The 22,974-nt window shown below is 72.0% G+C and carries 25 protein-coding genes; 6 read left to right on the forward strand and 19 right to left on the reverse strand.

Features of this window, described 5'->3' with window-relative positions:
• Positions 1-90 precede the first annotated feature (90 nt).
• Together AB3M83_RS01250 and purB are read left to right on the forward strand one after the other, a co-directional pair.
• Positions 91-600 (forward strand): low molecular weight protein-tyrosine-phosphatase, encoded by a 510-nt coding sequence (locus AB3M83_RS01250; protein ID WP_489672217.1) that lies wholly within the window; start codon positions 91-93, stop codon positions 598-600.
• A 54-nt stretch (positions 601-654) separates the two neighbouring features.
• On the forward strand, positions 655-2,037 hold the full coding sequence (gene purB / locus AB3M83_RS01255; RefSeq protein WP_412944547.1) for an adenylosuccinate lyase: 1,383 nt from the start codon (positions 655-657) through the stop codon (positions 2,035-2,037).
• A gap of 21 nt (positions 2,038-2,058) precedes the next feature.
• On the opposite strand, the gene AB3M83_RS01260 is transcribed toward purB, so the two are convergent.
• The gene (locus AB3M83_RS01260; RefSeq protein ID WP_412944548.1) at positions 2,059-2,457 is read right to left on the reverse strand and encodes a hypothetical protein; all 399 of its coding nucleotides are present in this window, start codon (positions 2,455-2,457) and stop codon (positions 2,059-2,061) included.
• The gene (locus AB3M83_RS01265) at positions 2,454-3,089 is read right to left on the reverse strand and encodes an acyl-CoA synthetase (protein ID WP_412944549.1); all 636 of its coding nucleotides are present in this window, start codon (positions 3,087-3,089) and stop codon (positions 2,454-2,456) included. The genes AB3M83_RS01260 and AB3M83_RS01265 overlap by 4 nt, the downstream gene beginning before the upstream one ends.
• Positions 3,090-3,186: 97 nt before the next feature.
• On the opposite strand from AB3M83_RS01265, the gene AB3M83_RS01270 reads away from it, so the two are divergent.
• The gene (locus AB3M83_RS01270; protein WP_412944550.1) at positions 3,187-4,383 is read left to right on the forward strand and encodes a PQQ-dependent sugar dehydrogenase; all 1,197 of its coding nucleotides are present in this window, start codon (positions 3,187-3,189) and stop codon (positions 4,381-4,383) included.
• On the opposite strand, the gene AB3M83_RS01275 is transcribed toward AB3M83_RS01270, so the two are convergent.
• The 5 genes from AB3M83_RS01275 to AB3M83_RS01295 all read right to left on the reverse strand — a co-directional run bounded on the left by AB3M83_RS01275 (position 4,358) and on the right by AB3M83_RS01295 (position 8,816).
• Positions 4,358-4,810: an iron chaperone gene (locus AB3M83_RS01275; RefSeq protein ID WP_412944551.1), complete on the reverse strand. Its 453-nt coding sequence runs from the start codon at positions 4,808-4,810 to the stop codon at positions 4,358-4,360. The two genes, AB3M83_RS01270 and AB3M83_RS01275, sit on opposite strands and share 26 nt — an antisense overlap.
• Positions 4,811-4,965: 155 nt before the next feature.
• Positions 4,966-5,958 (reverse strand): DUF2332 domain-containing protein, encoded by a 993-nt coding sequence (locus tag AB3M83_RS01280; protein ID WP_412944553.1) that lies wholly within the window; start codon positions 5,956-5,958, stop codon positions 4,966-4,968.
• 58 nt (positions 5,959-6,016) lie between these two features.
• Positions 6,017-6,814, reverse strand: a complete 798-nt coding sequence (locus tag AB3M83_RS01285) for an alpha/beta fold hydrolase (RefSeq protein WP_412944554.1) — start codon at positions 6,812-6,814, stop codon at positions 6,017-6,019.
• 95 nt (positions 6,815-6,909) lie between these two features.
• Complete coding sequence (locus AB3M83_RS01290) at positions 6,910-8,421, reverse strand: MATE family efflux transporter (RefSeq protein WP_412944555.1); 1,512 nt, start codon at positions 8,419-8,421, stop codon at positions 6,910-6,912.
• Positions 8,422-8,516: 95 nt separating this feature from the next.
• Positions 8,517-8,816 (reverse strand): TetR family transcriptional regulator C-terminal domain-containing protein, encoded by a 300-nt coding sequence (locus AB3M83_RS01295; protein ID WP_412944556.1) that lies wholly within the window; start codon positions 8,814-8,816, stop codon positions 8,517-8,519.
• A gap of 14 nt (positions 8,817-8,830) precedes the next feature.
• On the opposite strand from AB3M83_RS01295, the gene AB3M83_RS01300 reads away from it, so the two are divergent.
• On the forward strand, positions 8,831-9,496 hold the full coding sequence (locus AB3M83_RS01300) for a hypothetical protein (RefSeq protein ID WP_412944558.1): 666 nt from the start codon (positions 8,831-8,833) through the stop codon (positions 9,494-9,496).
• An 83-nt stretch (positions 9,497-9,579) separates the two neighbouring features.
• Here AB3M83_RS01300 and AB3M83_RS01305 read toward each other — a convergent pair whose 3' ends face one another.
• From AB3M83_RS01305 to AB3M83_RS01355, 11 genes are all read right to left on the reverse strand, one after another.
• A complete protein-coding gene (locus AB3M83_RS01305) occupies positions 9,580-10,410 on the reverse strand; it encodes an aldo/keto reductase (RefSeq protein WP_412944560.1) in 831 nt (276 codons plus the stop codon).
• A 74-nt stretch (positions 10,411-10,484) separates the two neighbouring features.
• Positions 10,485-11,243 carry an ABC transporter permease gene (locus tag AB3M83_RS01310; RefSeq protein WP_412944562.1) on the reverse strand — a complete coding sequence of 253 codons (759 nt, stop codon included), beginning with the start codon at positions 11,241-11,243 and terminating at the stop codon, positions 10,485-10,487.
• Complete coding sequence (locus AB3M83_RS01315) at positions 11,240-12,040, reverse strand: ABC transporter ATP-binding protein (protein ID WP_412944563.1); 801 nt, start codon at positions 12,038-12,040, stop codon at positions 11,240-11,242. Before AB3M83_RS01315 ends, AB3M83_RS01310 begins: the two co-directional genes overlap by 4 nt.
• Complete coding sequence (locus AB3M83_RS01320) at positions 12,037-12,408, reverse strand: DUF1048 domain-containing protein (protein ID WP_412944564.1); 372 nt, start codon at positions 12,406-12,408, stop codon at positions 12,037-12,039. The genes AB3M83_RS01315 and AB3M83_RS01320 overlap by 4 nt, the downstream gene beginning before the upstream one ends.
• Complete coding sequence (locus tag AB3M83_RS01325) at positions 12,405-12,740, reverse strand: PadR family transcriptional regulator (RefSeq protein ID WP_412944565.1); 336 nt, start codon at positions 12,738-12,740, stop codon at positions 12,405-12,407. Before AB3M83_RS01325 ends, AB3M83_RS01320 begins: the two co-directional genes overlap by 4 nt.
• Before the next feature lie 303 nt (positions 12,741-13,043).
• Positions 13,044-14,696, reverse strand: a complete 1,653-nt coding sequence (locus tag AB3M83_RS01330) for an FAD-binding dehydrogenase (RefSeq protein WP_412944567.1) — start codon at positions 14,694-14,696, stop codon at positions 13,044-13,046.
• A 402-nt stretch (positions 14,697-15,098) separates the two neighbouring features.
• Positions 15,099-15,881 (reverse strand): thioesterase family protein, encoded by a 783-nt coding sequence (locus tag AB3M83_RS01335; protein WP_412944569.1) that lies wholly within the window; start codon positions 15,879-15,881, stop codon positions 15,099-15,101.
• 40 nt (positions 15,882-15,921) lie between these two features.
• Positions 15,922-16,287 carry a bleomycin resistance protein gene (locus tag AB3M83_RS01340; protein WP_412944570.1) on the reverse strand — a complete coding sequence of 122 codons (366 nt, stop codon included), beginning with the start codon at positions 16,285-16,287 and terminating at the stop codon, positions 15,922-15,924.
• A 1-nt stretch (position 16,288) separates the two neighbouring features.
• On the reverse strand, positions 16,289-17,548 hold the full coding sequence (locus AB3M83_RS01345; protein WP_412944572.1) for a D-arabinono-1,4-lactone oxidase: 1,260 nt from the start codon (positions 17,546-17,548) through the stop codon (positions 16,289-16,291).
• Positions 17,549-17,589: 41 nt separating this feature from the next.
• The gene (locus tag AB3M83_RS01350; RefSeq protein ID WP_412944573.1) at positions 17,590-18,561 is read right to left on the reverse strand and encodes an ROK family protein; all 972 of its coding nucleotides are present in this window, start codon (positions 18,559-18,561) and stop codon (positions 17,590-17,592) included.
• A 99-nt stretch (positions 18,562-18,660) separates the two neighbouring features.
• Positions 18,661-20,034, reverse strand: a complete 1,374-nt coding sequence (locus AB3M83_RS01355) for an APC family permease (protein ID WP_412944574.1) — start codon at positions 20,032-20,034, stop codon at positions 18,661-18,663.
• 116 nt (positions 20,035-20,150) lie between these two features.
• On the opposite strand from AB3M83_RS01355, the gene AB3M83_RS01360 reads away from it, so the two are divergent.
• Positions 20,151-20,903, forward strand: coding sequence for an EI24 domain-containing protein (locus tag AB3M83_RS01360; protein ID WP_412944575.1), 753 nt, complete (start codon positions 20,151-20,153; stop codon positions 20,901-20,903).
• A 50-nt stretch (positions 20,904-20,953) separates the two neighbouring features.
• Here AB3M83_RS01360 and AB3M83_RS01365 read toward each other — a convergent pair whose 3' ends face one another.
• Entirely contained in the window at positions 20,954-21,409 is a 456-nt protein-coding gene (locus AB3M83_RS01365) for an MSMEG_6728 family protein (RefSeq protein WP_412944576.1), read from the reverse strand.
• Positions 21,410-21,502: 93 nt separating this feature from the next.
• On the opposite strand from AB3M83_RS01365, the gene AB3M83_RS01370 reads away from it, so the two are divergent.
• Positions 21,503-22,966 carry a protein adenylyltransferase SelO gene (locus AB3M83_RS01370; protein WP_412944577.1) on the forward strand — a complete coding sequence of 488 codons (1,464 nt, stop codon included), beginning with the start codon at positions 21,503-21,505 and terminating at the stop codon, positions 22,964-22,966.
• Positions 22,967-22,974 lie beyond the last annotated feature (8 nt).

Genomic DNA, 22,974 nt, shown 5'->3' on the forward strand with positions numbered 1-22,974 from the left:
CGGCCGGCCGGCAGGGTGCGGGGAGGCGGCCGGTGGACGTGCCCGCCGAAACTCCGTCTGTGCAGAACGCGCCGAGATCACCAGAATGGTCTGGTGCTCTCACCCGATGCCGCCTTCCGCGTCGTCTTCGTCTGCACCGGGAACATCTGCCGGTCGCCGATGGCGGAGGTCGTGTTCCGCTGGTTCGCCGACCAGGCGGGCCTCGGCGAACGCATCGTGTCCACGAGCGCGGGCACCGGCGAGTGGCACGTGGGCGAGCGCGCCGACACCCGGACGCTGGCCGCCCTGGAGCGCAGCGGCTACGACGGCTCCCGGCATCGGGCGAAGCAGTTCGCCCTCGATGACTTCGACCGCAACGACCTCGTCGTCGCCCTCGACCGCTCCCACGAGCGTGCGCTGTCGGAGTGGGCGCGGACGCCCGCCGACGTCGACAAGCTCGCGCTGCTGCTGTCGTTCGACGCCCGCCACGACGGCGTCGTCGACGTGCCGGACCCCTACTACGGCGGCCCCGAGATGTTCGATGACGTGCTCGGTATGATCGAGAGCGCGAGCCGGGCGCTCTTCCGGCAGCTCGAACCCGCCATTCGCCGCTCTTCCTGATCGCCGTCCGATCGGGGGCCGGATCGGCGGAGCGCCCCCAACGATCGGAGCCGCGTGACCTCCCTGCCCTCCCAGTCCCTGAGCCCCCTCGACGGCCGGTACGCACCCGCCGTCGCGCCTCTCGCCGAGTACCTCTCCGAGGCCGGCCTGAACCGCGCCCGGGTCGAGGTGGAGGTCGAGTGGATCATCGCGCTGACCGATCGCGGGCTGTTCGGCTCGACCGCCCTCACGGATGCCGCGAAGACGTCGCTGCGGGCGCTCTACGAGGACTTCGGCCCCGACGAGATCGAATGGCTGGCCGAGAAGGAAGCGGTCACGCGTCACGATGTGAAGGCCGTCGAGTACCTCGTCCGCGACCGGCTGTCGTCGCTGGGGCTCGACGCGGTCGCCGAGCTCACCCACTTCGCGTGCACGAGCGAGGACATCAACTCCGCCTCGTACGCGCTCACCGTCAAGCGCGCCGTCGAGAACGTGTGGCTGCCGAAGCTGCGGGGCGTCATCGGCGCCCTCTCGGAGCTCGCCCACGAGCACCGCGATGCCGTCATGCTCTCGCGCACCCACGGTCAGCCGGCGACCCCCTCGACGATGGGCAAGGAGCTCGCCGTCTTCGCGTGGCGCCTGCAGCGCGTGGCCGACCAGATCGCCGGCGGCGACTACCTCGCGAAGTTCTCGGGTGCCACGGGGACGTGGTCGGCGCACCTCGCCGCCGAGCCCGATGTCGACTGGCCCGCGCTGTCGCGCGAGTTCATCGACGCACTCGGCATCGGCTTCAACGTCCTGACGACCCAGATCGAGTCCCACGACTGGCAGGTCGAGCTGTACGACCGTGCCCGTCACGCCGGCGGCATCCTGCACAATCTCGCCACCGACGTCTGGACCTACATCTCGATGGGATTCTTCGCGCAGATCCCCGTCGCCGGCGCCACCGGCTCGTCGACGATGCCCCACAAGATCAACCCGATCCGGTTCGAGAACGCCGAGGCGAACCTCGAGATCTCGGGCGGCCTGTTCTCGACGCTGGCCTCGACCCTCGTCACGTCGCGGCAGCAGCGCGACCTCACCGACTCGACCACGCAGCGCAACATCGGCGTCGCGTTCGGGCACTCGCTGCTGGCGCTCGACAACCTGCAGCGGGGACTCACCGAGATCTCGCTCTCGCGTGACGTGCTGCTGGCGGACCTCGACGCCAACTGGGAAGTCCTCGCCGAGGCGATCCAGACGGTCGTCCGCGCCGAGATCGTCGCCGGCCGGTCGCGGATCACCGACCCCTACGCCCTGCTGAAGGACCTGACCCGGGGCCGCCGGGTCGGTGCGCCCGAGCTCGCCGAGTTCGTGCAGGGTCTCGACATCGGCGACGCCGCCAAGCAGCGTCTGCTGGCCCTCACCCCTGCCGGGTACGCCGGTCTCGCCGACCGGCTGGTGGACGAGCTCGGCTGAGAGTCGCCGCCCGCGGCGCGGTCAGTGACCGCGCGGGGGTGCGGCGCCGTCCTCACCGGACGGGCGGTCGCCGCCGGTCGGCCGGTCATCCGAGGGACGGCCGTCGGAGACGGCGTCCGTCTCGGGGTCGAGGAGCAGGCCGCGGTCGACCGTCCGGTTCACCTGGGCGGGATCGACGGCCAGCAGCGACAGCGAGATGATCACGAGCGTGGCGATGAAGGTGACGCCCGCCACGATGGCGCTGACGAGCCACGCCTTCACGTGCGGGTGCAGCTCGCCCTCGGGCACCGGGCGCGGGTTCTGCAGGATGCCCATCGACATGAGCGTGACGATTCCCGCGAACGCGGCCGCGATGAACGCCAGCGTGATCAGCTGCGCCGGGCGCATGAGCTGGCGGCGGGTGGTGTTCTTCTCGGTCATGCGGTGCCTCCGGTGGTGTGGGCCGGGTCGGCGGTGACCGCGGGGGCGGGACGCGGCGAGAACGCCGCGATCCCGAGGTAGACGGCGACGATCGCGGCGTAGCCGCCGAACACGCCGACGCCGATCGTGATGCCGGTGAGCGAGAACGATCGCTGCGCGTCGTCGATGTAGTACTCGAGGTTGTAGCCGCGGTCGATGAAGATCAGCGCGACGGCGAGGACGAGGGTCAGCGCGCCGACGAACACCGCCTCCCGCGCGGCGGGGGTGTCCTGGCGACGGCCGACCAGGCCCAGGGTCAGCTCGGCGGCGCCCGCGATGAACGCCCACACCATGACGAGGATGAAGAAGCCCTCGGTCGTGCGGAGGGTCGGGATGCTGCCGATCATGCCGGCGGCCAGCATGATGAGGCCGAGGATCATCGAGGGCCAGCGCGCTCCGGCCCGGAAGACCAGCCACACGGCCAGCAGCAGCACGAGACCCGTCGCGACGGTGAAGCCGCTGAAGACCGCGACGCCGACTCCGGCGGAGTGGTCGATCGAGAAGGTGATCATCACGGCGGCGATCGCAGCGAAGAGGGCGCGGGCCATCTGCAGGTGACGCACCTCGAAGGTGCGCGGGGAGGCGTCAGGCACGGCGGAGCTTCTCACACGAGGGGAAAGGGACTCCCCCAGTTTAGTCGGCCTGCCTGGGACGCTTCCCCTGACGGCGGATGCCGGGTTGACTGGGCGGATGCACCGGTTCGGACCGCGTCGGACTCCCGGGATCGCCGCCTCGGCATCCCGGGCCGGCCGTCTCGCCTCCGCGTGCGCGGCGGGAGCCGCCGCCGCGGTGCTGGTGCTGGCGGCCTGCGCGCCCACGGCGCCCGAGGCGTCGCCGTCCTCGTCTGATCCGCCGCCGCCCGCATCCGTCCCGCCTGCCGCGACCGCCGCGCCCACTCCGACCTCGACGCCGCTGCCCGAGATTCCGCGCACGGTCGTGGCCGGGCTCGACGCACCCTGGTCGATGGCCGTCGCCGGGAGGTCGGTCCTCGTGAGCGAGCGGGACTCGGCCCGCATCCTCGAGGTGACCGGGGCCGATCGCGTGCGGGAGGTCGGCACGGTCGCGGGTGTCGTGCACAGCGACGAGGGGGGCCTGCTCGGCCTCGCCGTCGCGGCGGATCCCGACGGCGCCGCCCTCTTCGTCTACTCGACCGGCTCGGACGGGAACCGCGTCGAGCGCTACGACCTCGGCGGCCGGCCCGGCGCGTACACGCTCGGCGAGCCCACGACGGTCATCGACGGGATGCCGTCGGGCACGCATCACAACGGCGGGCGCATCGCGTTCGGACCCGACGGCATGCTCTACATCGCCAACGGCGACACGAGCGACGAGCCGGCGTCGCAGGACCCGGACTCGCTCGCGGGCAAGATCCTGCGCCTCACGCCGGAGGGCGGGATCCCGCCGGACAACCCCGACCCGGGCTCCCCCGTCTACAGCCTCGGCCACCGGAACGTGCAGGGCTTCGCATGGGCCGCGGACGGCACGATGTTCGCCAGCGAGTTCGGGCTCGACCATCGTGACGAGCTCAACCGCATCGAGCCCGGCGGCAATTACGGCTGGCCGTACGTCGAGGGCACCGGGGGTGAGCCGGACGGGTTCATCGATCCGCTGCAGACCTGGCCTCCGGCCGCCGCGAGCCCGAGCGGGATCGCGATCGTCGACGACATCATCGTGATCGCGAATCTGCGGGGCCGGGTGCTGCGGACGGTCCCCGTCGCCGATCCCGGCACGTCCACCGAGCTGTACGCCGACGAGTACGGTCGCCTGCGTGACGTCACGGCCGGTCCGGACGGGACGCTGTGGGTGCTGACGAACAACACCGACGGTCGGGGATCGCCGCAGGACGGCGACGACCGGATCGTCAGTCTGCCGGTGCCGCGGTTCTGACGAGCCGGCGGAGGCGCTGCTCGACGGCATCCGTCACCTCGAGCACCGCGAACGACACCGGCCACATGGGTCCGTCGTCGAGCTGCGCGGGCTCGTCGAAGGTGACCGTCCCGTACCGGGTCTTGAACTTCGACGCCGGCTGGAAGAAGATCACGACCTTGCCGTCCTTCGCGTACGCCGGGAACCCGTAGAACGTCTTCGGCATGAGGTGCGGCGCCTCCTCGTGCACGATCACGTGGACGCGCTCCGCGATGGCGCGGTCGTCCCCCTCGAGTTTTGAGATCGCGTCGAGGCAGGCCTCGTTCTCCTTCGCGAGCTTCGCCGCGCCCTTGAGCCCCTTCATCGACGCGAGCTCCTCGGCGCGCTGCTTCATCGCGGCCTTCTCGATGTCGCTGAAGCCGGCGCCCGTGCTCGTCTTCTCGGCCATGGTGTGTCCCTTCGTCCGTGCGTCCCGGATGCCGGTGCGCGGCATCCGCCCGTCGTGGCCGCGGCAGCGCGCAGGTCGCGGCACCGCCCATGCCGTCGATGATCCCACCGCTTCCCGCGTCCCGCGAGGGGTCTCCCTGACCCGGCGGCCGGTCCTCAGAGGCCGGTGTAGCTGCGCCCGTGCGGGTGCGTGAGGGCGACGGGTCGCCCGTCGACGGCGAGGACGAAGCGGTGCCGCACGTCCGCCGGCAGGCGACCTTCGATCTCGGGGAACACGCCGACGCCCTCGTTCGAGATCCATACGGCGTCGAGGCCCGCCATGGTCGCCGCGAACCGTTCCCGCTCCTCGGGAGCGGCGTAGGCGAGGACCGCGGTGTGGAACACCACGAGGGTCGCCTCGGCGGGAGCGGCGGCCGCGGCATCCGCGACCAGCTCGTTCAGGTCACCGGCTCGGATACGGACCGGATCCCCCGCTGCGATCGCCGCGGCGGCGCGCAGCCGTCGCCGCCGGTCCTCGTGCTCGGGCCAGATCAGCGCCTCGAGCCAGTCGACCGTCGCCGGGTCTCCGGGATCGAGCGGGTTCAGGTCGATCCCCGCGCGCCAGACGACCTCGGGGAGCCGATCCGGGGGGACCGCATCCTCGATCTCGCAGTCGATGACGACACCGCTCGCCGGGTGCGGGTCCAGGGCATGCACGGCCCCGCCCGGCATGGCGTAGCGGTAGCCGTACCGGTCCGGGTGGAGGCACAGCCCGGCCGAGGCGCCCACTTCGAGCAGCGCGAGCGGGCCGGGGATGCGCGCGAGCACGGGGAGGAGCACCGCGCACCGCGCGGCTTCGTTCGTCTGCGTCGCGTGCGTCGAGGCGGTCACGCGGATCTGCGGCCAGCGCTCGACGAAGGTCCCGCGCGCCTGCGGCCACGGCGCGATCGGCACGCCCGCGACCCGTGCGGCGGCGAACACGAGATTGGCCTGTCGCTTGGTGCGCGGCAGCTCGTCGATCAGCGCGAGCACCTCGTCGTCCGCCGCGATCCCGAGGGCCCAGTCCTCGTACGTCGCGGACGATCCCCGCGCCTCGGTCGCGCCGAACGTGCGGTAGTGCTGGGCGGTCGGCGAATCGGATGCCACGCCCCACGAGGGCAGATCGGTCATGGGGCGAGTGTAGAGAACCCGCATCCCGCCGGGACGAGCGCCGGCCCCGGGCGCGCGCCTACTCGGCGAGGAAGGCCAGCGCGGACTCGCGGAAGACCCGGGAGCCCGGGGCGTTGAAGTGGTGGCGGCCCGGGATCTCGACGAAGCGTCCGTTCGGGGCCGCCGCGGCGAGGGACCGCGACCCTTCGAGGATCGCGTCCTCCGTGCCCGTCGCCAGCAGCACCGGCTGCGCGGGCGCGTGCTCCGGGTCGGGATCCACCGTGCCCGAGATCCTCATCCCGCCCGCGATCGCCAGCAGGGCGCGCAGATCGTTGCCCTCGACGCGTTCCGCGAGGGTGACGTAGTTCTGGGTCGCGGCATCCGCGACCGGGGTGCCGTGCTCCGCGTAGGCCTGCGCCTGATCCAGATCGAGCCGGCCGAGGGGCACCCCGTCGGGCACGCCGCCGAGCACCACCCGCTCGACGCGGACCGCCAGGTCCTGCGCGACCTCCCACCCCACACGCGCGCCGAGCGAGTACCCGACGTAGTAGACGCGGTCCGCGAGGTATGTGTCGAGCACCGCCTCGACATCCGTCACGAGCGTCCGCAGCGCATAGGCGGCGGGCTCGTGCGGCTTGTCGCTGAGACCGTGCCCTCGCTGGTCGATCGCGAGCACCCGGTACCCGGCGCGGAGCAGGTCGCGCACCCATCCGGTGTTCACCCAGTTGTCGCGCGCGCTCGACGCGAAGCCGTGCACGAGCAGCACCGTCGTCGCGTCGTCGGGACCCCATTCGTACGTCGCGATGCGGTACCCGTCGCCCACCATGACGAAGCGCGGGTCGGGGACGTCGGTGAGGGCGGGGAACGCGGCAGCCATCCCCCGATTGTGCACCCTGCAGCCGGTGAGGGGCCGCCTGCAGCCGGCGACGGGGCCGTCGGCGGCCGTCGTCGAGGGCCGCCGAGAGCCCGTGGTCAGCGCTTGCGGTCGACGCGCTGGCGCGCACGGCGACGCGGCCGCAGCGCGCGCCGCATCCGCGAGGTGACCTGCGGCAGGGTCACCGGCTGCGTGACGATCGCCTCGACGTTCATCGACCCCTCGACCGGACCGACGACGGGGATCGGCGTGGTGGGGGTGACCTCCATCGGCGCGCTCGGCATCGATGCGAGAGCGCGGTGCGCGCGCAGGTAGGCGGGAATGAGGATGACGGCGGCCCCGACCCACGCGAGCGGGTTCGACCAGGCGACCCCGACGAAGCCCATGACCGCCCCGAGCACGATCGCCGCGGCGCCGCGCATGACGAGCTCGATGAGTCCGGTGACCGTCGGGATGACGGTGCTGCCGAGTCCCTGCAGCGCACCGCGCGTCACGAACAGCACGCCGAGCGCGGTGTAGCTGACGCCGTTGATCACGAGCATCGCGTGGGCGGCGTCGACGACACCGTCCGCGCCGTCACCGATGAACACGCGCACCAGCGGGGCGCCGAACGTGATCATCACCACGCCGAGGACGACGGCTCCGGTGAGGGCCATCCACGTCGCCTGGACGACGCCGCGACGGATGCGGTCAGGCCGGCCCGCGCCGTAGTTCTGCGCGACGTACATCGACACCGCGAGCGACATCGACTGCAGCAGCGCGACGGCGAGTCCGTCGACACGGGATGCCGCCGTGTACGCGGCGACCGCGTCCGCGCCCAGGGAGTTCAGGCGCACTTGCACGATGAGCGCGCCGATCGCGATGATCGACGCCTGGAACCCCATGGGGAGCCCGAGACGCAGGTGCTCGACGATGTCCGCGCGCGTGACGCGCCAGTCCGCGCGATGCAGGTGCAGCTCGGGGATCCGGCGGCGGACGAACGTGAGGCAGAGGATCACGGACGTGGCCTGGGCGACCACCGTCGCGAGGGCGGCGCCCGCCACGCCGAGGCCGAGCCATGCGATCGCGACGATCACCAGCACGACGTTGAGGGCGCACGAGACGACGAGGAAGACGAGCGGCGTGCGCGAGTCGCCGATGGCCCGGATGATCGCGGACAGGAAGTTGAAGAACATCAGCGCACCCGCGCCGAGGAAGCTGATCTGCGCGAACACCGTCGCCTCGGCGAGCAGTTCGGGCGGTGTCTGCAGCAGCACCAGCGCCGGCTCTGCGAGCAGCGGCGCGCCGATGGTGAGGATGACGGTCGTGATCGCGCTGAGGATCGCGCCGCTGGCGACCGATCGGCGCACCGCGTCATAGTCCCGCGCGCCGTAGGCCTGGGCGGTCGGGATCGCGAAGCCCGATGTCAGACCCCACGCGAAGCCCAGCAGGAGGAACAGCAGGCTTCCCGTGGCACCGACCGACGCCAGCGCCTCCACGCCGAGGAGTCGCCCGACGACCACCGTGTCGGCGAACTGGTACATCTGCTGCACCACGTTGCCGATCATGAGCGGCACGGTGAACATGAGGATGACGCGCCAGGGGCGGCCCGTCGTGAGGGAAGTGGCCATTCGTTCTTCCGGAGATGTTTCGAATCGATTCGAGGAACCATTGTACGTGGTCGGATCGCCCCGAAGCGAAGAGAATCCCGAGTGCGACGCGGAGGTCAGCGGGAGGCCAGCACGAGGTCGACGTGCGCTGCCAGGGCGGCGCGGGCCGCCTCGCCGTCCAGGTCCGCTGCCAGGACGTGGATCCCGAGGCCCTCTGCGGTGGCGAGCAGGGCCGTCGCGGACGATTCCACGTCTCCGGCCGTTCCCGCCGCGCGCAGCAGCTCCGCGAGGTGGCCGCGGAGGGCGGCGTTCTGCCGGGCGAGACCCGCCGCGGACTCGCGATCGGTCGCCGCATGCGCCTGGAAGGCGAGTCCCACGCGCGCGTCCGCGAGTTCGTCCTCGCCGCTCGGGACCATGCGAAAGGACCCCCATGACCAGCCCCTCTCTCGCCGCACCGCCACGCAAGGTCGGCCCCGCACTGACCGGCGCCGCGAGACGCGCCTACCTCGTGCGTCGGGGCATCGCGGCGGAAGCGGCGGGTTGGCGGAGCATCGGCCGATACCTCGCGCGCCGGCCCCGCGTTCCCACCGGCTCGGAGGGGTTCAGCTACGACGGCCCCATCCGAACCGTGCTCGTCGTCTTCGTCGTGCTCTCGGCGGTCGAGGTGCCGGTGATCGATCTGCTGACCCGCCCGTGGCCGGCCGTCCGCTACCCGCTCCTGGCCCTGGGTCTCTGGGGCGTCGCGACGATGCTCGGCATGCTCCTCGGATATCGGACGCGGCCGCACGCCGTCGGGCCCGCCGGCATCCGTGTGCGCAGCGGTGGCGAGGTCGACATCGATCTCCCGTGGGAGCTCGTGGCCTCGGTGTCGCGGCGCCGCCGGTCACTGACGGGGGCGCCGACGCTGTCGCTGACCGGAGCGGACGAGGACCAGGTGCTGAATCACCTGATGCAGGATTTCACCGACATCGACATCGCTCTCGAGGGTCTCACCGGTCTCCGCCTGCCCCAGGGAGACGTCGTGGTGCGCGAGGTCCGGATCTCGGTGGACGATCCGGAGGCGTTCCTCGCCGCCGTCCGGCGGCACATGCCGTGACGCCCGGCAGCCGCGCACGCCCCGCACGCCCCGCGGCGTGACGAGGGGGTGCCGCCGCAGCAGCACCCCCTCGTCACCGCTCGTCAGAAGGTGGCGGTGTCCGGATCCGCGCCGACGCGCTGACCGCGGTCCAGCGCGTCGATGGCGGCGATCTCATCGCCCGTCAGCTCGAACCCGAAGACGTCGAAGTTCTGCACGATGCGCTCCGGCGTCGACGACTTGGGGAAGACGATGACGCCGTTCTGCAGGTGCCAGCGGATGACGACCTGAGCCGGCGTGACGCCGTGGGCCTCCGCGGCATCCGTCACCGCCTTCTCGCCGAAGAGGTCGTACTTGCCCTGGCCGAGCGGGCCCCACGACTCGGTGTGGATGCCGAGCGGCTCCTGGAACTCGCGCAGCGCGCGCTGCGCGAAGGCGGGGTGCAGCTCGATCTGGTTGATGGCCGGCACGGTGCCGGTCTCGTCGAGCAGGCGCTGCAGGTGCGGCTGGTGGAAGTTCGAGACGCCGATCGAGTGCGTCAGACCCTCGGCCTTGAACGCCTCCATCTGCTGGAACGTCTCGACATAGCGGTCGAGGTCCGGCCGCGGCCAGTGGATCAGGTACAGGTTCACGTGGTCCAGGCCGAGCTTCTCGAGACTCGTCTCGATCGCGCCGCGCGCGGTGTCACGGCCCTGATCCCCGTTCCACAGCTTGGTGGTCACGAAGATCTCGTCGCGGGGGATGCCGGACGCCGCGATCGCGCGGCCGACGCCCTCCTCGTTGCCGTAGACGGCGGCGGTGTCGATGTGTCGGTACCCCGCTTCGAGGGCGGCCGAGACGATGCGCTCGGTCTCGGCGGGGTCGACCTGGAACACTCCGAACCCGAGCTGGGGGATGGCGTGTCCGTCGTTGAGGGTGAGAGTGGGAACGGTCATGCCTTCACCCTTCCATCGCTCAGCCGATGCCGGGCGCCCCTTGACGAAACGCCCGTACCGGCTACGGCGGGGAGTCAGCGCAGCCGCCGCCGGTAGACCAGCAGGGCGGCCAGGTAGGCGACGAGCAGGATGCCGACGCACCAGGCCAGCGCGATCCAGATGTCTCCCCCGACCGGACGTCCGGTGAACAGGTCGCGGACGGCGTTGACGATCGAGGTCGCGGGCTGGTTCTCGGCGAACGCGCGCACCGGCCCCGGCATCGTCTCGGTCGGGACGAAGGCCGAGCTGATGAACGGCAGGAAGATGAGCGGGTACGAGAAGGCGCTCGCGCCGTCGACCGTCTTCGCCGACAGCCCGGCGATGACGGCGATCCAGGTGAGGGCCAGGATGAACACGACGAGGATGCCGGTCACCGCGAGCCACGCGAGCGCGTCGCCCGACGGCCGGAACCCGATGAGGAACGCCACGCCGACCACGAGGGCGAGGGACACCAGGTTCGCCACGAGCGAGGTGAGGACGTGTGCCCACAGCACGCTGGATCGGGCGATGGGCATCGACTGGAAGCGCTCGAAGACTCCCCCCTGCATGTCGAGGAAGAGCCGGTAGGCGGTGTAGGCGACGCCCGATGCGATGGTGATGAGAAGGATGCCCGGGAGCATGTAGTCCACCGAGGCGTCGGCCCCGGTGTCGATCGCCCCGCCGAACACGAAGACGAACAGCAGCATCAGGGCGATCGGGGTGACCGCGGTCGTGACGATGGTGTCGGGACTGCGGAGGATGTGACGGAGCGACCGGCCGAGCAGAGTGGTCGTGTCTCGAACTGCTGAGTTCATGATGGTTCCTCCGATGAGGGCCCGGCGTCCGCCGATCCGCCGACGACGGCGAGGAAGATCTCCTCGAGGGTGGGCTGCTTCTCGACGTACTCGACGGTCGTCGCCGGCAGCAGCCGCTTGAGATCGGCCAGCGTGCCGCTGGCGAAGATGCGACCCTCGTGCAGGATCGCGATGCGGTCCGCGAGCTGCTCCGCCTCGTCGAGGTACTGCGTCGTCAGGAGCACGGTCGTGCCCGAGGCGGCGAGCTCCCGCACGGCATCCCACACCTCGAGGCGCGCCTGCGGATCGAGACCTGTCGTGGGCTCGTCGAGGAAGACCACGGCGGGGTCGCCGATGAGGCTCATCGCGATGTCCAGACGACGTCGCATGCCGCCGGAGTACGTCCCGGCGCGGCGGGAACCGGCATCCGTCAGGGAGAACCGCGCGAGCAGGCGGTCGGCGATCCGACCGGGATCGGGCTGGTGGCGAAGCCGGGCCACGAGGACGAGGTTCTCGCGTCCGGTGAGCACGTCGTCCACCGCGGTGAACTGGCCCGTCAGGCTGATCGCCTCGCGGACCCGGCCCGGATCGGCTGCGACGTCGGCACCGGCGACCCGCGCCGATCCGGCATCCGCCTTCAGGAGAGTGGACAGGATGCGGACGAGCGTGGTCTTCCCCGCGCCGTTCGAGCCGAGCAGGGCGAAGATGCTCCCGGCGCGGATGTCGAGGTCCACCCCGCGCAGCACCGCCACGTCGCCGAACGACTTGACGAGCCCGCGCACGGCGATGGCCTCGGGGGTCGAGGTGACGGTGCTCACGATGACGCCCCTCCCTCCGCCTCGGCGGCGTCGATCTCCCGCTCGAGGCGGGTCTGCTCCTTGCGGATCCAGCTGCCGCCGTCGTAGTTCGCCATGAACAGCTCCGCGAACTCGACGGGGTCGGTTCCCACCACCTCGCGCAGCGGCGTCCCCGCCGCGACGCTCTGCTCGAGCAGATCGGCGAGGTCGGTCAGCATCGCGATGAGGCTCGACCCGTTGTCGCTCGGCCCCAGGTGCAGCAGGTAGCGCTCGAGGGCCCCGGCGGCGCGACGGAAGTCGGGCGGCAGGGCCTTCACGCGGGCCTTGTAGGCGAGGTACTTCTTCTTGTCGCCGAGATCTCCGACGATCTTCTCGAACCAGCGGCTCATGTTCCTTCTCCGATGCGGTGGAGCTGTTCGAGTCGCTCTGAGAGGAAGCTCCACGTCTTCCAGAACTCGGCGAGGGCGTCGTGACCGCTCGCGTTCAGCGAGTAGACCTTGCGCGGCGGCCCCTTCTCTGACGGGACCTTCTCGACGTCGACGAGGCCGCGCTGCTCGATGCGGACGAGGAGGGCGTAGACCGTCCCCTCCGCGATGTCGGCGAAGCCCCGGTCGCGCAGGCCCGCCGTGATCTCGTAGCCGTACGCGGGGCGCATCGCGAGGATCGCGAGAACGATCCCCTCGAGAACGCCTTTCAGCATCTCGGTCGCCTGCTTGCCCATGTGATCCTCCCGGTACTCCATGTCACTGAGTACCGCTACATAGTGACACTGAATAGCGCACGGCGCAAGCCTGAGTTCGCTCCCGCTCCCGCCTCCGCCTCCGCCTCCGCCTCCGCCGTTATCGCCGAGCGCGCCGGTTGTCGCCGAGCGCGCCGGTCAGTGCGCGGCAGCAGCCGGCGCTCTCGGCACTATCCGGCGCTCTCGGGGGCGGGCTGGGCGGGCGAGGAGCGAGCGGGCGAGGAGCGGGCGGGCGGGCGGGGGACGGTGCGCCGGCATCCGCGCCCGCACGCCGCGCCGCGCGCGTCAGACCGCTGCGGCCATCGCGCGACCGGCCGCGCGGCCCGAGAAGATGCAGCCGCCGAGGAAGGTCCCCTCCAGCGCGCGATACCCGTGCACGCCGCCGCCGCCGAAGCCGCTCGCCTCACCGGCGGCGTAGAGACCCGGCACCGGCTCGCCGTCCGGGCCGAGAGCACGCGCCGACAGGTCGGTCTCGATGCCGCCGAGGCTCTTCCGGGTGATGATGTGCAGTTTCACGGCGAGGAGCGGGCCGTTCTTCGGGTCGGCGATCGGTGCGGGCGTCGCGACCCGCAACAGCTTGTCGCCGCGGTAGTTCCGGGCCTGCCGCACCGCGGTGATCTGCGCGTCCTTCGTGAACGGGTTCACCATCTCGCGATCGCGCGCGGTGATCTCGGCGCGCACCCGGTCGACGTCGAGCAGGTCGGATGCCGCGCGCATCCGCCGCAGGAGCTCGTCCACCGTCGGCGCGACGATGAAGTCGGCCCCGCGTTCCTTGAACGCCTCGACCGGCCCGGTCGCCCGCCCCCGCTTGAGCCGCTGAGCGAGCAGCTTCAGATCCTTGCCGGTCAGGTCGGGGTTCTGCTCGCTGCCCGACAGCGCGAACTCCTTCTGGAGGATCGCCTGGTTCAGCACGAACCAGCTGTGGTCGTAGCCGGTGGACACGATGTGCTCCAGCGTCCCGATGGTGTCGAACCCCGGGAACAGCGGGGTGGGCAGTCGTCGTCCGGTGGCGTCCAGCCACAGCGACGACGGACCGGGCAGGATGCGGATGCCGTGGCGCGGCCAGACCGGACTGTGATTCTGGATGCCCTCCACGTAGTGCCACATCCGGTCGCCGTTGATGAGCCGGGCACCCGCCGCATCGGCGACGCCCAGCATCCGTCCGTCGACGTGCGCCGGCACCCCGGAGAGCATCGACTCGGGCACGCGGCCCATCCGCGCCGGCCACTGTGCGCGGACCAGGTCGTGGTTTCCGCCGATGCCGCCGCTCGCCACGAGCACGGCCGCCGCCCGGAACGTGAAGTCGCCGGCAGGCTCGCGATTGCTCGGAGCGCCGCGCTCGGCGGCATCCGGTGCCAGCACGGTGCCGGAGACGCCGACGACGGCCCCGTCCGTCACCTCCAGGCGGTCGACCCGATGACGGAAGGCGATCTGCGCCCGGCCCGCCGCCACGCCCTCGAGCACGCGGCGGATGAACGGGTCGAGCACCCCCGGCCCGGTCCCCCAGACGATGTGGAATCGCGGCACGGAGTTGCCGTGACTCGTCGCGCGGTCGCCGCCTCGCTCCGCCCAGCCGACGACGGGGAAGAAGCGGATGCCGCGCTGCCGCAGCCACGGCCGCTTCTCGCCGGCCGCGAAGTCCAGGTACGCCTCCGCCCACTGCCGGGGCCAGTGGTCTTCGTCGCGGTCGAAGCCGGCCGAACCCAGCCAGTCCTGCCGGGCGAGCTCGAGCGAGTCGGTCACCCCCATGCGCCGCTGCTCGGGCGAGTCCACCAGGAAGAGCCCCCCGAACGACCACCACGCCTGGCCGCCGAAGCTCGCCTCCGGCTCCTGCTCGACCACGAGGACGCGCTTTCCGGCGTCGAGCAGCTCACAGGCGGCGACGAGGCCGGCGAGCCCGGCCCCCACGACGATCGCGTCCGCGGCATCCGTTGTCATGCGGGCGTCTCCTTCGACGTACGCCTCCGCCGACGATGGCGGAGGGCTGACGACACTCTAGGGCCGGGCGGATGCCGAGGCGCCAACGTCTGCACGACGACCCGGCCCATCGGGGACCCACCCGCCCCACCCGCCCCCTCCCGCACCACCGGTCGTGCGGGAGTAGCGGCGGCAGCCGGACCCCGTCGGCCGCTCGCGCCTGCCGCCGCGCCGCCGGACCGCCGCTCGGCGCGGCGCGGACGCCTGCACGACGGCCCGGCCCGTCGGGGACTCACCCGCCCCACCCGCCGCCTCCCGCACCGCCGGTCGTGCAGATGCAACGGCATCGGCCGTCGCCGGTCCGCCGCGGCGCCGGTCGGCGGGTCGGGCCGCGGCCCCGGGCGGCCGAGTCGGCGCCGCGGGTCAGCGGCCGTGCGGCCTGACGGTCAGGGATTGCACGACGGTGCCCACCGGGCCGTCCGCATCGTGCAGCACCGTGTGCGTGAGGCCGAGACCCGACCCGCCGAAGGTCACGGTCGTATCGAACCCGATCCAGCCGGTTGCCGGGGCGCGCAGCAGATGCAGGGTCAGATCGAGGTTCGGGAAGGCGACCTCCCGCGGGTCGACGCGGGCGGCCACGCCGTTCGCGATGTCGACGAGCGACGCCAGGCGCGACGTCGTCGACACCTCCTCGTCCGCGAGGAGAGGGACCACCGGGTCGATCCACGACTGCGCACGGCCGCTGCCGAGCTCGCGGCGGCGGATCTCGCCCACCGTCGCGATGAACTCGCCCGGCCAGGCGGTGGTCGGATCCCACGGCCGCAGCTCCTCGGGGGCCGGCATCGGGGCGTGCCCCGTACCGGCGAGCGCGGCCGTGTCACGCGTGTGCATCAGCCAGGCCCGCGCGACCAGGGCGGGACGACCGTTCGAGCTGAGGGTGCCCTCGACGAGTTCGATGCTGCGTCCCGGCCGGAGCACGCGGCACGTCACCTCCACCTCGTCGATCGGGATCGTGCCGAGGATGTCGACCGACAGCCTCGAGAGCTGCATGGGCTGGGGGCTCCGGGCGATGTGGTCGCGCTCGATGGCATGGGCGACGAGCCCGATCGGCGGGGCGACGTGCTGCTCGGCGACGTTCCAGGCTCCGCCGGTCAGCGATGTGGGGACGAACCGGGTCGCATCGGCACGGACGAAATAGGACGGCACGATCGGGAATGCTATCGCGACGGCATCCGTCCGGCCCGGCTCAGCCCGCGTCCTCGATGAGGTGCAGCTGCGTCCCGTCGAGGTCGACGAGGTAGCCCACCCGCATCCCGAAGTACTGGCGTTCGATCGGCGTGAGGCGCGGGATGCCGGTGTCGTTCCGCGGGATGCCCGTCGCGGCGATCGCCGCGTGCAGCCCGTCGAGGTCCGCGACGCGCACGCTGCACATGAACGAGCTCGACCGGGGATCGACCTCGGGCGCCGGGAAGAACTCGAGCTGGACCCCGCCGCGGCGGAGGATCAGCCAGCGATCGTCGCGGTAGCCGACCGTGAACCCGAAGGCGCCGTAGAACCCGACCGTCGCGTCGAAGTCCCGCGACGGCAGGTTGGGGACGGCGCGGTCGACCATGTCAGAGTCCGAGCGACCGGGTGAGGTCGTTCGCGAAGGCCCGTCGCGGGTCGAGCCGCTCCCGCAGCTCGCCGAAGCGCGTCCAGCCGGGGTACAGCGCGGCGAACTCCGCGGGGTCGCGAGGGCTGAAGACCTTGCCCCAGTGCGGTCGCGCGTCGAACGGCGCGAGCGCCGACTCCAGGGCGGGCAGGACGCCGGCCACCCCCGCCTCGTCGGCCGTCCAGGTGAAGTGGAGCCCCACCGAATCACGGCCCTGCGCCGGAGAGAGCCAGAGGTCGTCGGCGGCGATCGTGCGCACCTCGCACACCTGCAGCACGGGTGCAAGCGTCTCGGCGAGGTCCCGGACCGCGCTGAGTGCCGAGACGGCGTGGGCGCGCGGGACGAGGAACTCCGACTGCAGCTCGTCGCCGTTCGACGGCGTGAACTCGAGCTTGAAGTGCGGCAGCCGGTCCAGCCAGGGCCCGGCATGCCCGCCCTGCGTCGTGCACGCGTCGGCGGCGACGCCGGGAAGCGGATGCCGCGGCTCGGGCGCTTCGCGGTGCGACAGTGCGGCGGGGAGTGCGGCGGACGCGGCATCCGTTCGCGCCTTGCGCCACACCTGATCGACGACATCCCGGTCGCGGAACGTCGTGAACAGCGAGACGCTGTAGGCGGACGACGTCATCTCGTCGAAGGACCCGACGACCTCGTCGAACGGGATCGCGTCGTAGACGGTCTGCGCGACCGTGAAGGTCGGCTCGATGGCGAGCTCGACGGTCGTGACGATGCCGAGGGCGCCCAGCCCGACGACGGCGCCGGCGAGGTCGGCATCACCCTCGGCGAACGACACGATGTCGCCGGTCGAGGTGAGGATCTCGAGACCGGTGACGGCGGCGGCCAGTGACCGGTTCGCGTCGCCTGAGCCGTGGGTGCCCGTGCTGATGGCGCCCGCGATCGAGATGTGCGGCAGCGACGCGAGGTTGGCGAGCGCCCACCCGGACGATTCGAGGACCCCGGCGAGCTCCCCGTAGCGGATGCCCCCGTTCACGCGCACGCGGCGGCGGTCGGCGTCGATCTCGAGGGGGATGTCGAGGTCGGCGGTGGTGACGAGCGTTCCCGTCGTGTCGGCGATCCGGTTGAACGAATGCCGCGAGCCGAGGGCCTTGATCGACTCCGCCTCGGTGACGAGGGCCCGGAGTTCGTCCATGCTGCGCGGCGCGACGATGCGTTCGGCCTGGTAGCGGATGTTGCGGGACCAGTTGGTCGCGGCGTCGGCGGTCATCCTCGTCCATCCCGGCCGGGGACGACCGGCCTCCTTTCACTCTACGGGCGGTCGGCGGCAGGTCGGGCGGTCGCGGACACGTCAGCGGGGTCGGCCGTTCCGGCGGCGGCATCGAACGCGAGCACCGCCGCGCCGACGAGGGGACCGGCGCCGTCGAGCCCGCTCGGGCGCACCTCGACGCGGCGCGCGTAGGCGAGCAGGGCCTGGCGCTCCACGGACGCCCGCACCAGGGGGATGTAGTCGCGACTGACGCCCGCGAACCCGCCGGCGATGACCGCGACGTCGAGATCGAGCAGAGTGGAGATCGACGCTATGGCGGTCCCGATCGCTGCCGCCGAGCGTTCGACCGCGGCGCGGGCGACGGGGACGGAAGCCGCGTAGTCGCGGGCGAGATCCTGTCCGGTGCTCCCCGGCCAGCCCTGCGCGCGCGCCCACGCGACGACGTTCGGTCCCGAGGCGATCTGTTCGACCGTCCCCACGTCGGCAGCGTCGTCGTCGCGGCGCGCCTCGATCCGCAGCTGGCCGACGTGCCCGGCGTTGCCGCTCCGGCCGCTGACCGGCCGGCCGTCGACGATGAGACCGCCGCCCACACCGGTGGAGACGACGAGCGCGAGGGCGGTGCGCGCGCCCCGGGCGGCCCCGAAGCGGTGCTCGGCGAGCGCAATGCAGGTGCCGTCGAGTGCGAGCGACACCGGCGCATCGGCGAGATCACGGAGGGCGTCGAAGCTCGCTCCGGCGGCGAGCGGCATGTTGAGCGGTGCGACCGAGCGCTGCGGGAGGTCGACCGGTCCCGCGCTGCCGACACCGACGCCCACGAGCCGGGAGTCCGGATCGAGGTGCGCGAGCGCGCCGCGGGCGGCATCCGTCGCGGCACGCTCCAGGGCGTCGCGCGTGATCCCCCGACCCGTCGCGACACGGATGCGGGAGGGGGCCACCACCTGGCCGCTCCGGTCGACGAGGGCGGCCTCGGCCTTCGTGCCGCCGATGTCGACGGCGAGCGCGTACTCGGTCATGACAGCTCCTCCGGTCCGCTGATCACCCTAGGACCCCGCAGGGCTTCGGCGCCGAGCCCGCAGCTCGGCGCCGAAGATGATCCACGATCGAGGCCGCCGTCAGACGGTGTCGATGCTTCCCGTTCGCGCCTTCTCGTCGGCGATCTTCTGGTCGCCGCGCTTGCGGCCGTAGCGCGCGATGAAGAACAGCACCGACCCGACGACGACGTATCCCGCGGTGCCGAGCCAGACCGGTCCGGTCTGCTGGGTGAGCAGCACGATGCTCGCGATGATCGCGAGCACGGGGAAGACGCGCGGCACGGAGAAGTGCTTGTGGTCCACCTTGTCCTTCTTGAGCACGAGCACGCTGACGTTCGCCGAGAGGAAGACGAGCAGCAGCAGCAGGACCGTGGTCTCGGCGAGCGTCCCGATGTCGCCGATGACGGTGAGCAGCATCGTGGCACCGGCGACGACGACGATCGACACCCAGGGGGTGCGGCGCTTCGGCAGGACCCGGCCGAACGCGTGCGGCAGCAGCCCGGACTCGGCGAGGCCGTAACCGACGCGGCTGGCCATCACCATGAACAGCAGCGCTCCGTTCGCGATCGCCACGAGCGCGATGATGCTGAACAGCCACGGTGGCACGGCGAACCCGCTCTGCGTGACCACTTCGAGCAGCGGACCGGTCGATTCGGCGAGCGTCGTCGGCTCGACGACGATGACGGCGCCGATCGCGATGAGCAGGTAGACGACGGCGGCGGTCGCGATCGCGCCGAACAGTGCCCGCGGGTACGCCTTCGAGGGGTTCTTCACTTCCTCGGCCATGTTGGCGGCCGCCTCGAAGCCGAGGAACGAGAAGAAGGCGACGATGGATGCCGCGAACGCACCCTGCAGCGGCGGCACATCGGGCGCGAACTCGAAGATGCGCTCCGGCTGGCCGTTGCCGCTGAAGAAGACGAGCGCGGCGAGCACGATGACGAGGACCAGGCCGCTGACCTCGATCATCGAGGCGACGAGGTTGGCGCCGAGGGACTCGCGGACGCCGCGCAGGTTGATGAGGGTCAAGGCGACGATGAAGACGATCGCGACGGGGATCGGCGGGACGTCGAACAGGGCGCCGAAGTAGTCGCCCGCGAACGCGTTGGCGAGGGCGGCGGCAGTCGTGATGCCCGACGCCATCATGAGGAAGCCGACGATGAAGGACAGGAACGGCTTGCCGAAGGCGCGGTCGACGTACCGTGCCGCGCCGCCGGCGTGCGGGTACTTCGTGATGAGCTCCGCATACGTGCCTGCAGTGAGCAGAGCGACCACGAGCGCGATGAGCAGCGGCAGCCAGATGACGCCGCCGACGTCGTCGGCCATCGTGCCGACGAGGGTGTAGATGCCGGCGCCGAGCGTGTCGCCGACGATGAACGCGAACAGCAGCGGGGTGCCGATCGCCCGCTTCAAGCCGACGGGCGCGGCCGCAGGCGGCACAGAGAGGTCGTTCGTCATCGCCTCACTCCACGCGCCCGCGCGCGCACATGCAACCCCTGGCGCGCGGGCGGGTTCTGTGGTTAGCCGGACGGATGCCGCTGCTCCGCCCCGCCGGCGCCTCTAGGCTGATCGCCATGCGCGAGTTCCTCCGAGGGATGGCCACGCTCGGGCGGGGCTTCGGCTACTGGCCCCGGCGGCCGCGGCAGATGGCGCTCGGCCTCGTCCCCGCGGGCATCGTCGGGATCGTGCTGCTCGCCGCCCTCATCACTCTCGGCGCCTTCCTGCCGTCGATCACCGACGCGGTGACCCCGTTCGCCAACGACTGGCGGGAGCCCTGGGCGACCGTCATCCGGTTCGCGGTCGGCACCGCCGTGTTCGGCGGGGCGATCGTGCTCGCGGCGGTCTCCTTCACGGCACTCACCCTGATCGTGGGCGAGCCGTTCTACGACCGGATCTGGCGAGCGGTCGAGACGGATCTGGGCGGCACGCCGCCCGAGGCGGCATACGGGTTCTGGCGGTCGGTGCTCGACGGCATCGGCCTGCTGCTGCGCGGACTCCTCGCCGCGCTGGTGGCGGGCCTGATCGGACTCGTCCCGGCGGTCGGCGGTGTGCTCGGGGCGGCCGCCGCCGTGTTCCTCAGCGGCCGGCTGCTCGCCGACGAGCTGACCTCACGCGCCCTCTCGGCACGCGGCATCCCGGCGGACCGACGTCGGGCGCTCACCCGCCCGCACCGCGCACGGGTGCTCGGCTTCGGGGTCGCGACCCAGCTGTGCTTCATGGTGCCGCTCGGCGCCGTCATCACGATGCCGGCGGCGATCGCCGCATCCACCCTGCTGGCACGTCACCTGCTGGCCGAGGCAGAGGCCGACGCGGGCGCTCGCGCCTAGCCGCGGTCGTCCCGGCCGCTGGCCCCGGTAGCCGGGCCCCGGTAGCCGGGTCAGGCGGCGCCCTTCGCGACCGGCCAGACGTAGGGCAGGTCGTCGGGGTCGTCGAAGCCCTGATCCCGGTAGAACTCGAGGTCCTTGCGGAGCAGATTCGACCGGTGCGAGCGGTGGACGTCCGCCCGGCCCAGCCAGGGCGGCGCGGGCACGTCTCCGGAGCGGTAGACCGCGCCGTCCTCGGGGAACTCGTCGAGCGCCGCGAGCGTCGAGGCGCGCGTCGTGTCGGCGAAGCCGCGACGAACCCACTCATCGACGAACGCGTCCTGGTAGACCATGAGAGCCGGACGGTACCCGCGCCACATCGCCACCGCCGGGTGGTGCCGCCAGCCGTAGTCAGGGATCGTGAGCGCGCGCATGACCTGCAGGGTCTCGACCCGCTGCTTGCCGAGGCGACGAGCGTCCAGCACCGCCGCGCTGCGGGCGAAGTCGGGGAAGGGGACGAAAGTCTGCACGGTCCCAGCCAAGGCGACGCGGCGGATCTGCGGGAGCCCCTTGACGGTCGGCTGGACGGCCCTCGGGCGTCGTGGCGGGCTTAGCCTGGTCGCATGAAGGCGGGTACGCAGTCGATCGTGTCCCTGGACAGCCGGTTCGCGCGGGATCTTTCCGAGATGGCGGTCCGGTGGGATGCCGCGCCCGCGCCCGACCCGCAGCTGATCATCCTGAACGAGAGCCTCGCGACCGATCTCGGCCTGGACGCCGACGCGCTCCGCGGGCCGGAGGGTGTGCGCCTGCTGACGGGCGACACGACGGCCGCCTCTGCCGCGCCGGTGGCGCAGGCGTACGCCGGTCACCAGTTCGGCGGCTACTCGCCGCGGCTCGGGGACGGGCGCGCACTGCTGCTCGGCGAGGTCGCGGATCGGCGCGGAGAGCTCCGCGACATCCATCTCAAGGGCTCCGGTCCGACGCCGTTCGCCCGTGCCGGCGACGGCTTCGCCGCTCTCGGTCCGATGCTGCGGGAGTACCTGGTCAGCGAGGCGATGCACGCCCTCGGGATCCCGACGACGCGGTCGCTCGCGGTCGTGGCCACGGGGCGCCCGGTGTACCGCGAGACCGCCCTTCCCGGCGCGGTCCTCACGCGGGTCGCGAGCAGCCACCTGCGCGTCGGCTCGTTCGAGTACGCCCGCAACACGGGCGACGTCGATCTGCTGCGCCGGCTGGCCGATCACGCCATCGCCCGCCACGATCCCGACCTCGCTACGACGGACGCTCCCTATCTGCGGTTCTTCGAGGCGGTGATCGACCGCCAGGCATCCCTCGTCGCGAGATGGATGCTGGTCGGCTTCGTCCACGGTGTGATGAACACCGACAACATGACCATCTCGGGCGAGACGATCGACTACGGCCCGTGCGCGTTCCTGGAGTCGTTCGACGCGAGAGCGGTCTTCAGCTCGATCGACACCGGCGGTCGCTACGCGTACGGCAACCAGCCCCACGCGGCGCAGTGGAACCTCGCGCGTCTCGCGGAGGCGCTGCTGCCGCTGCTCGCCGATGACCCCGACGAGGGGGTGTCGCTCGCCCAGGACGCCCTCGGCGGGTTCGCGACGCGATACAACCGCACCTGGACGGGCGGCATGCGGGCGAAGCTCGGGCTCGCGGAGGGTGTCGCCGAGGACGACCTCCTGCCGCTCGCGACCGAGCTGCACGGGCTGCTGCGCGACACCGGCGCGGACTACACGGCGTCGTTCCGCGCCCTCGCTGCGCACGCACGAGGGGAGACGGATGCCGCTGAGGCGCTCTTCGCCGACGTCGAGCGCCTGCGCCGGTGGGTCGAGCGCTGGTCGGCCCTCGGACCGGATGCCGCGCTTATGGACCGGACGAATCCGGTGTACATCCCCCGCAACCACCTCGTGGAGGAGGCGCTCGCGTCGGCAGGCGCCGGCGACCTCGCGCCCGTCCACGACCTGCTGACGGCGATCACCTCGCCGTTCGAGGAGCGGCCCGGCTTCGAGCGGTACGCCGCATCCGCACCGCCGGAGTTCGGGGCGTTCACCAGCTACTGCGGCACCTGAGCGCGTCC

Source organism: Microbacterium pasadenense (genome assembly GCF_047246565.1).
GTDB lineage: Bacteria > Actinomycetota > Actinomycetes > Actinomycetales > Microbacteriaceae > Microbacterium.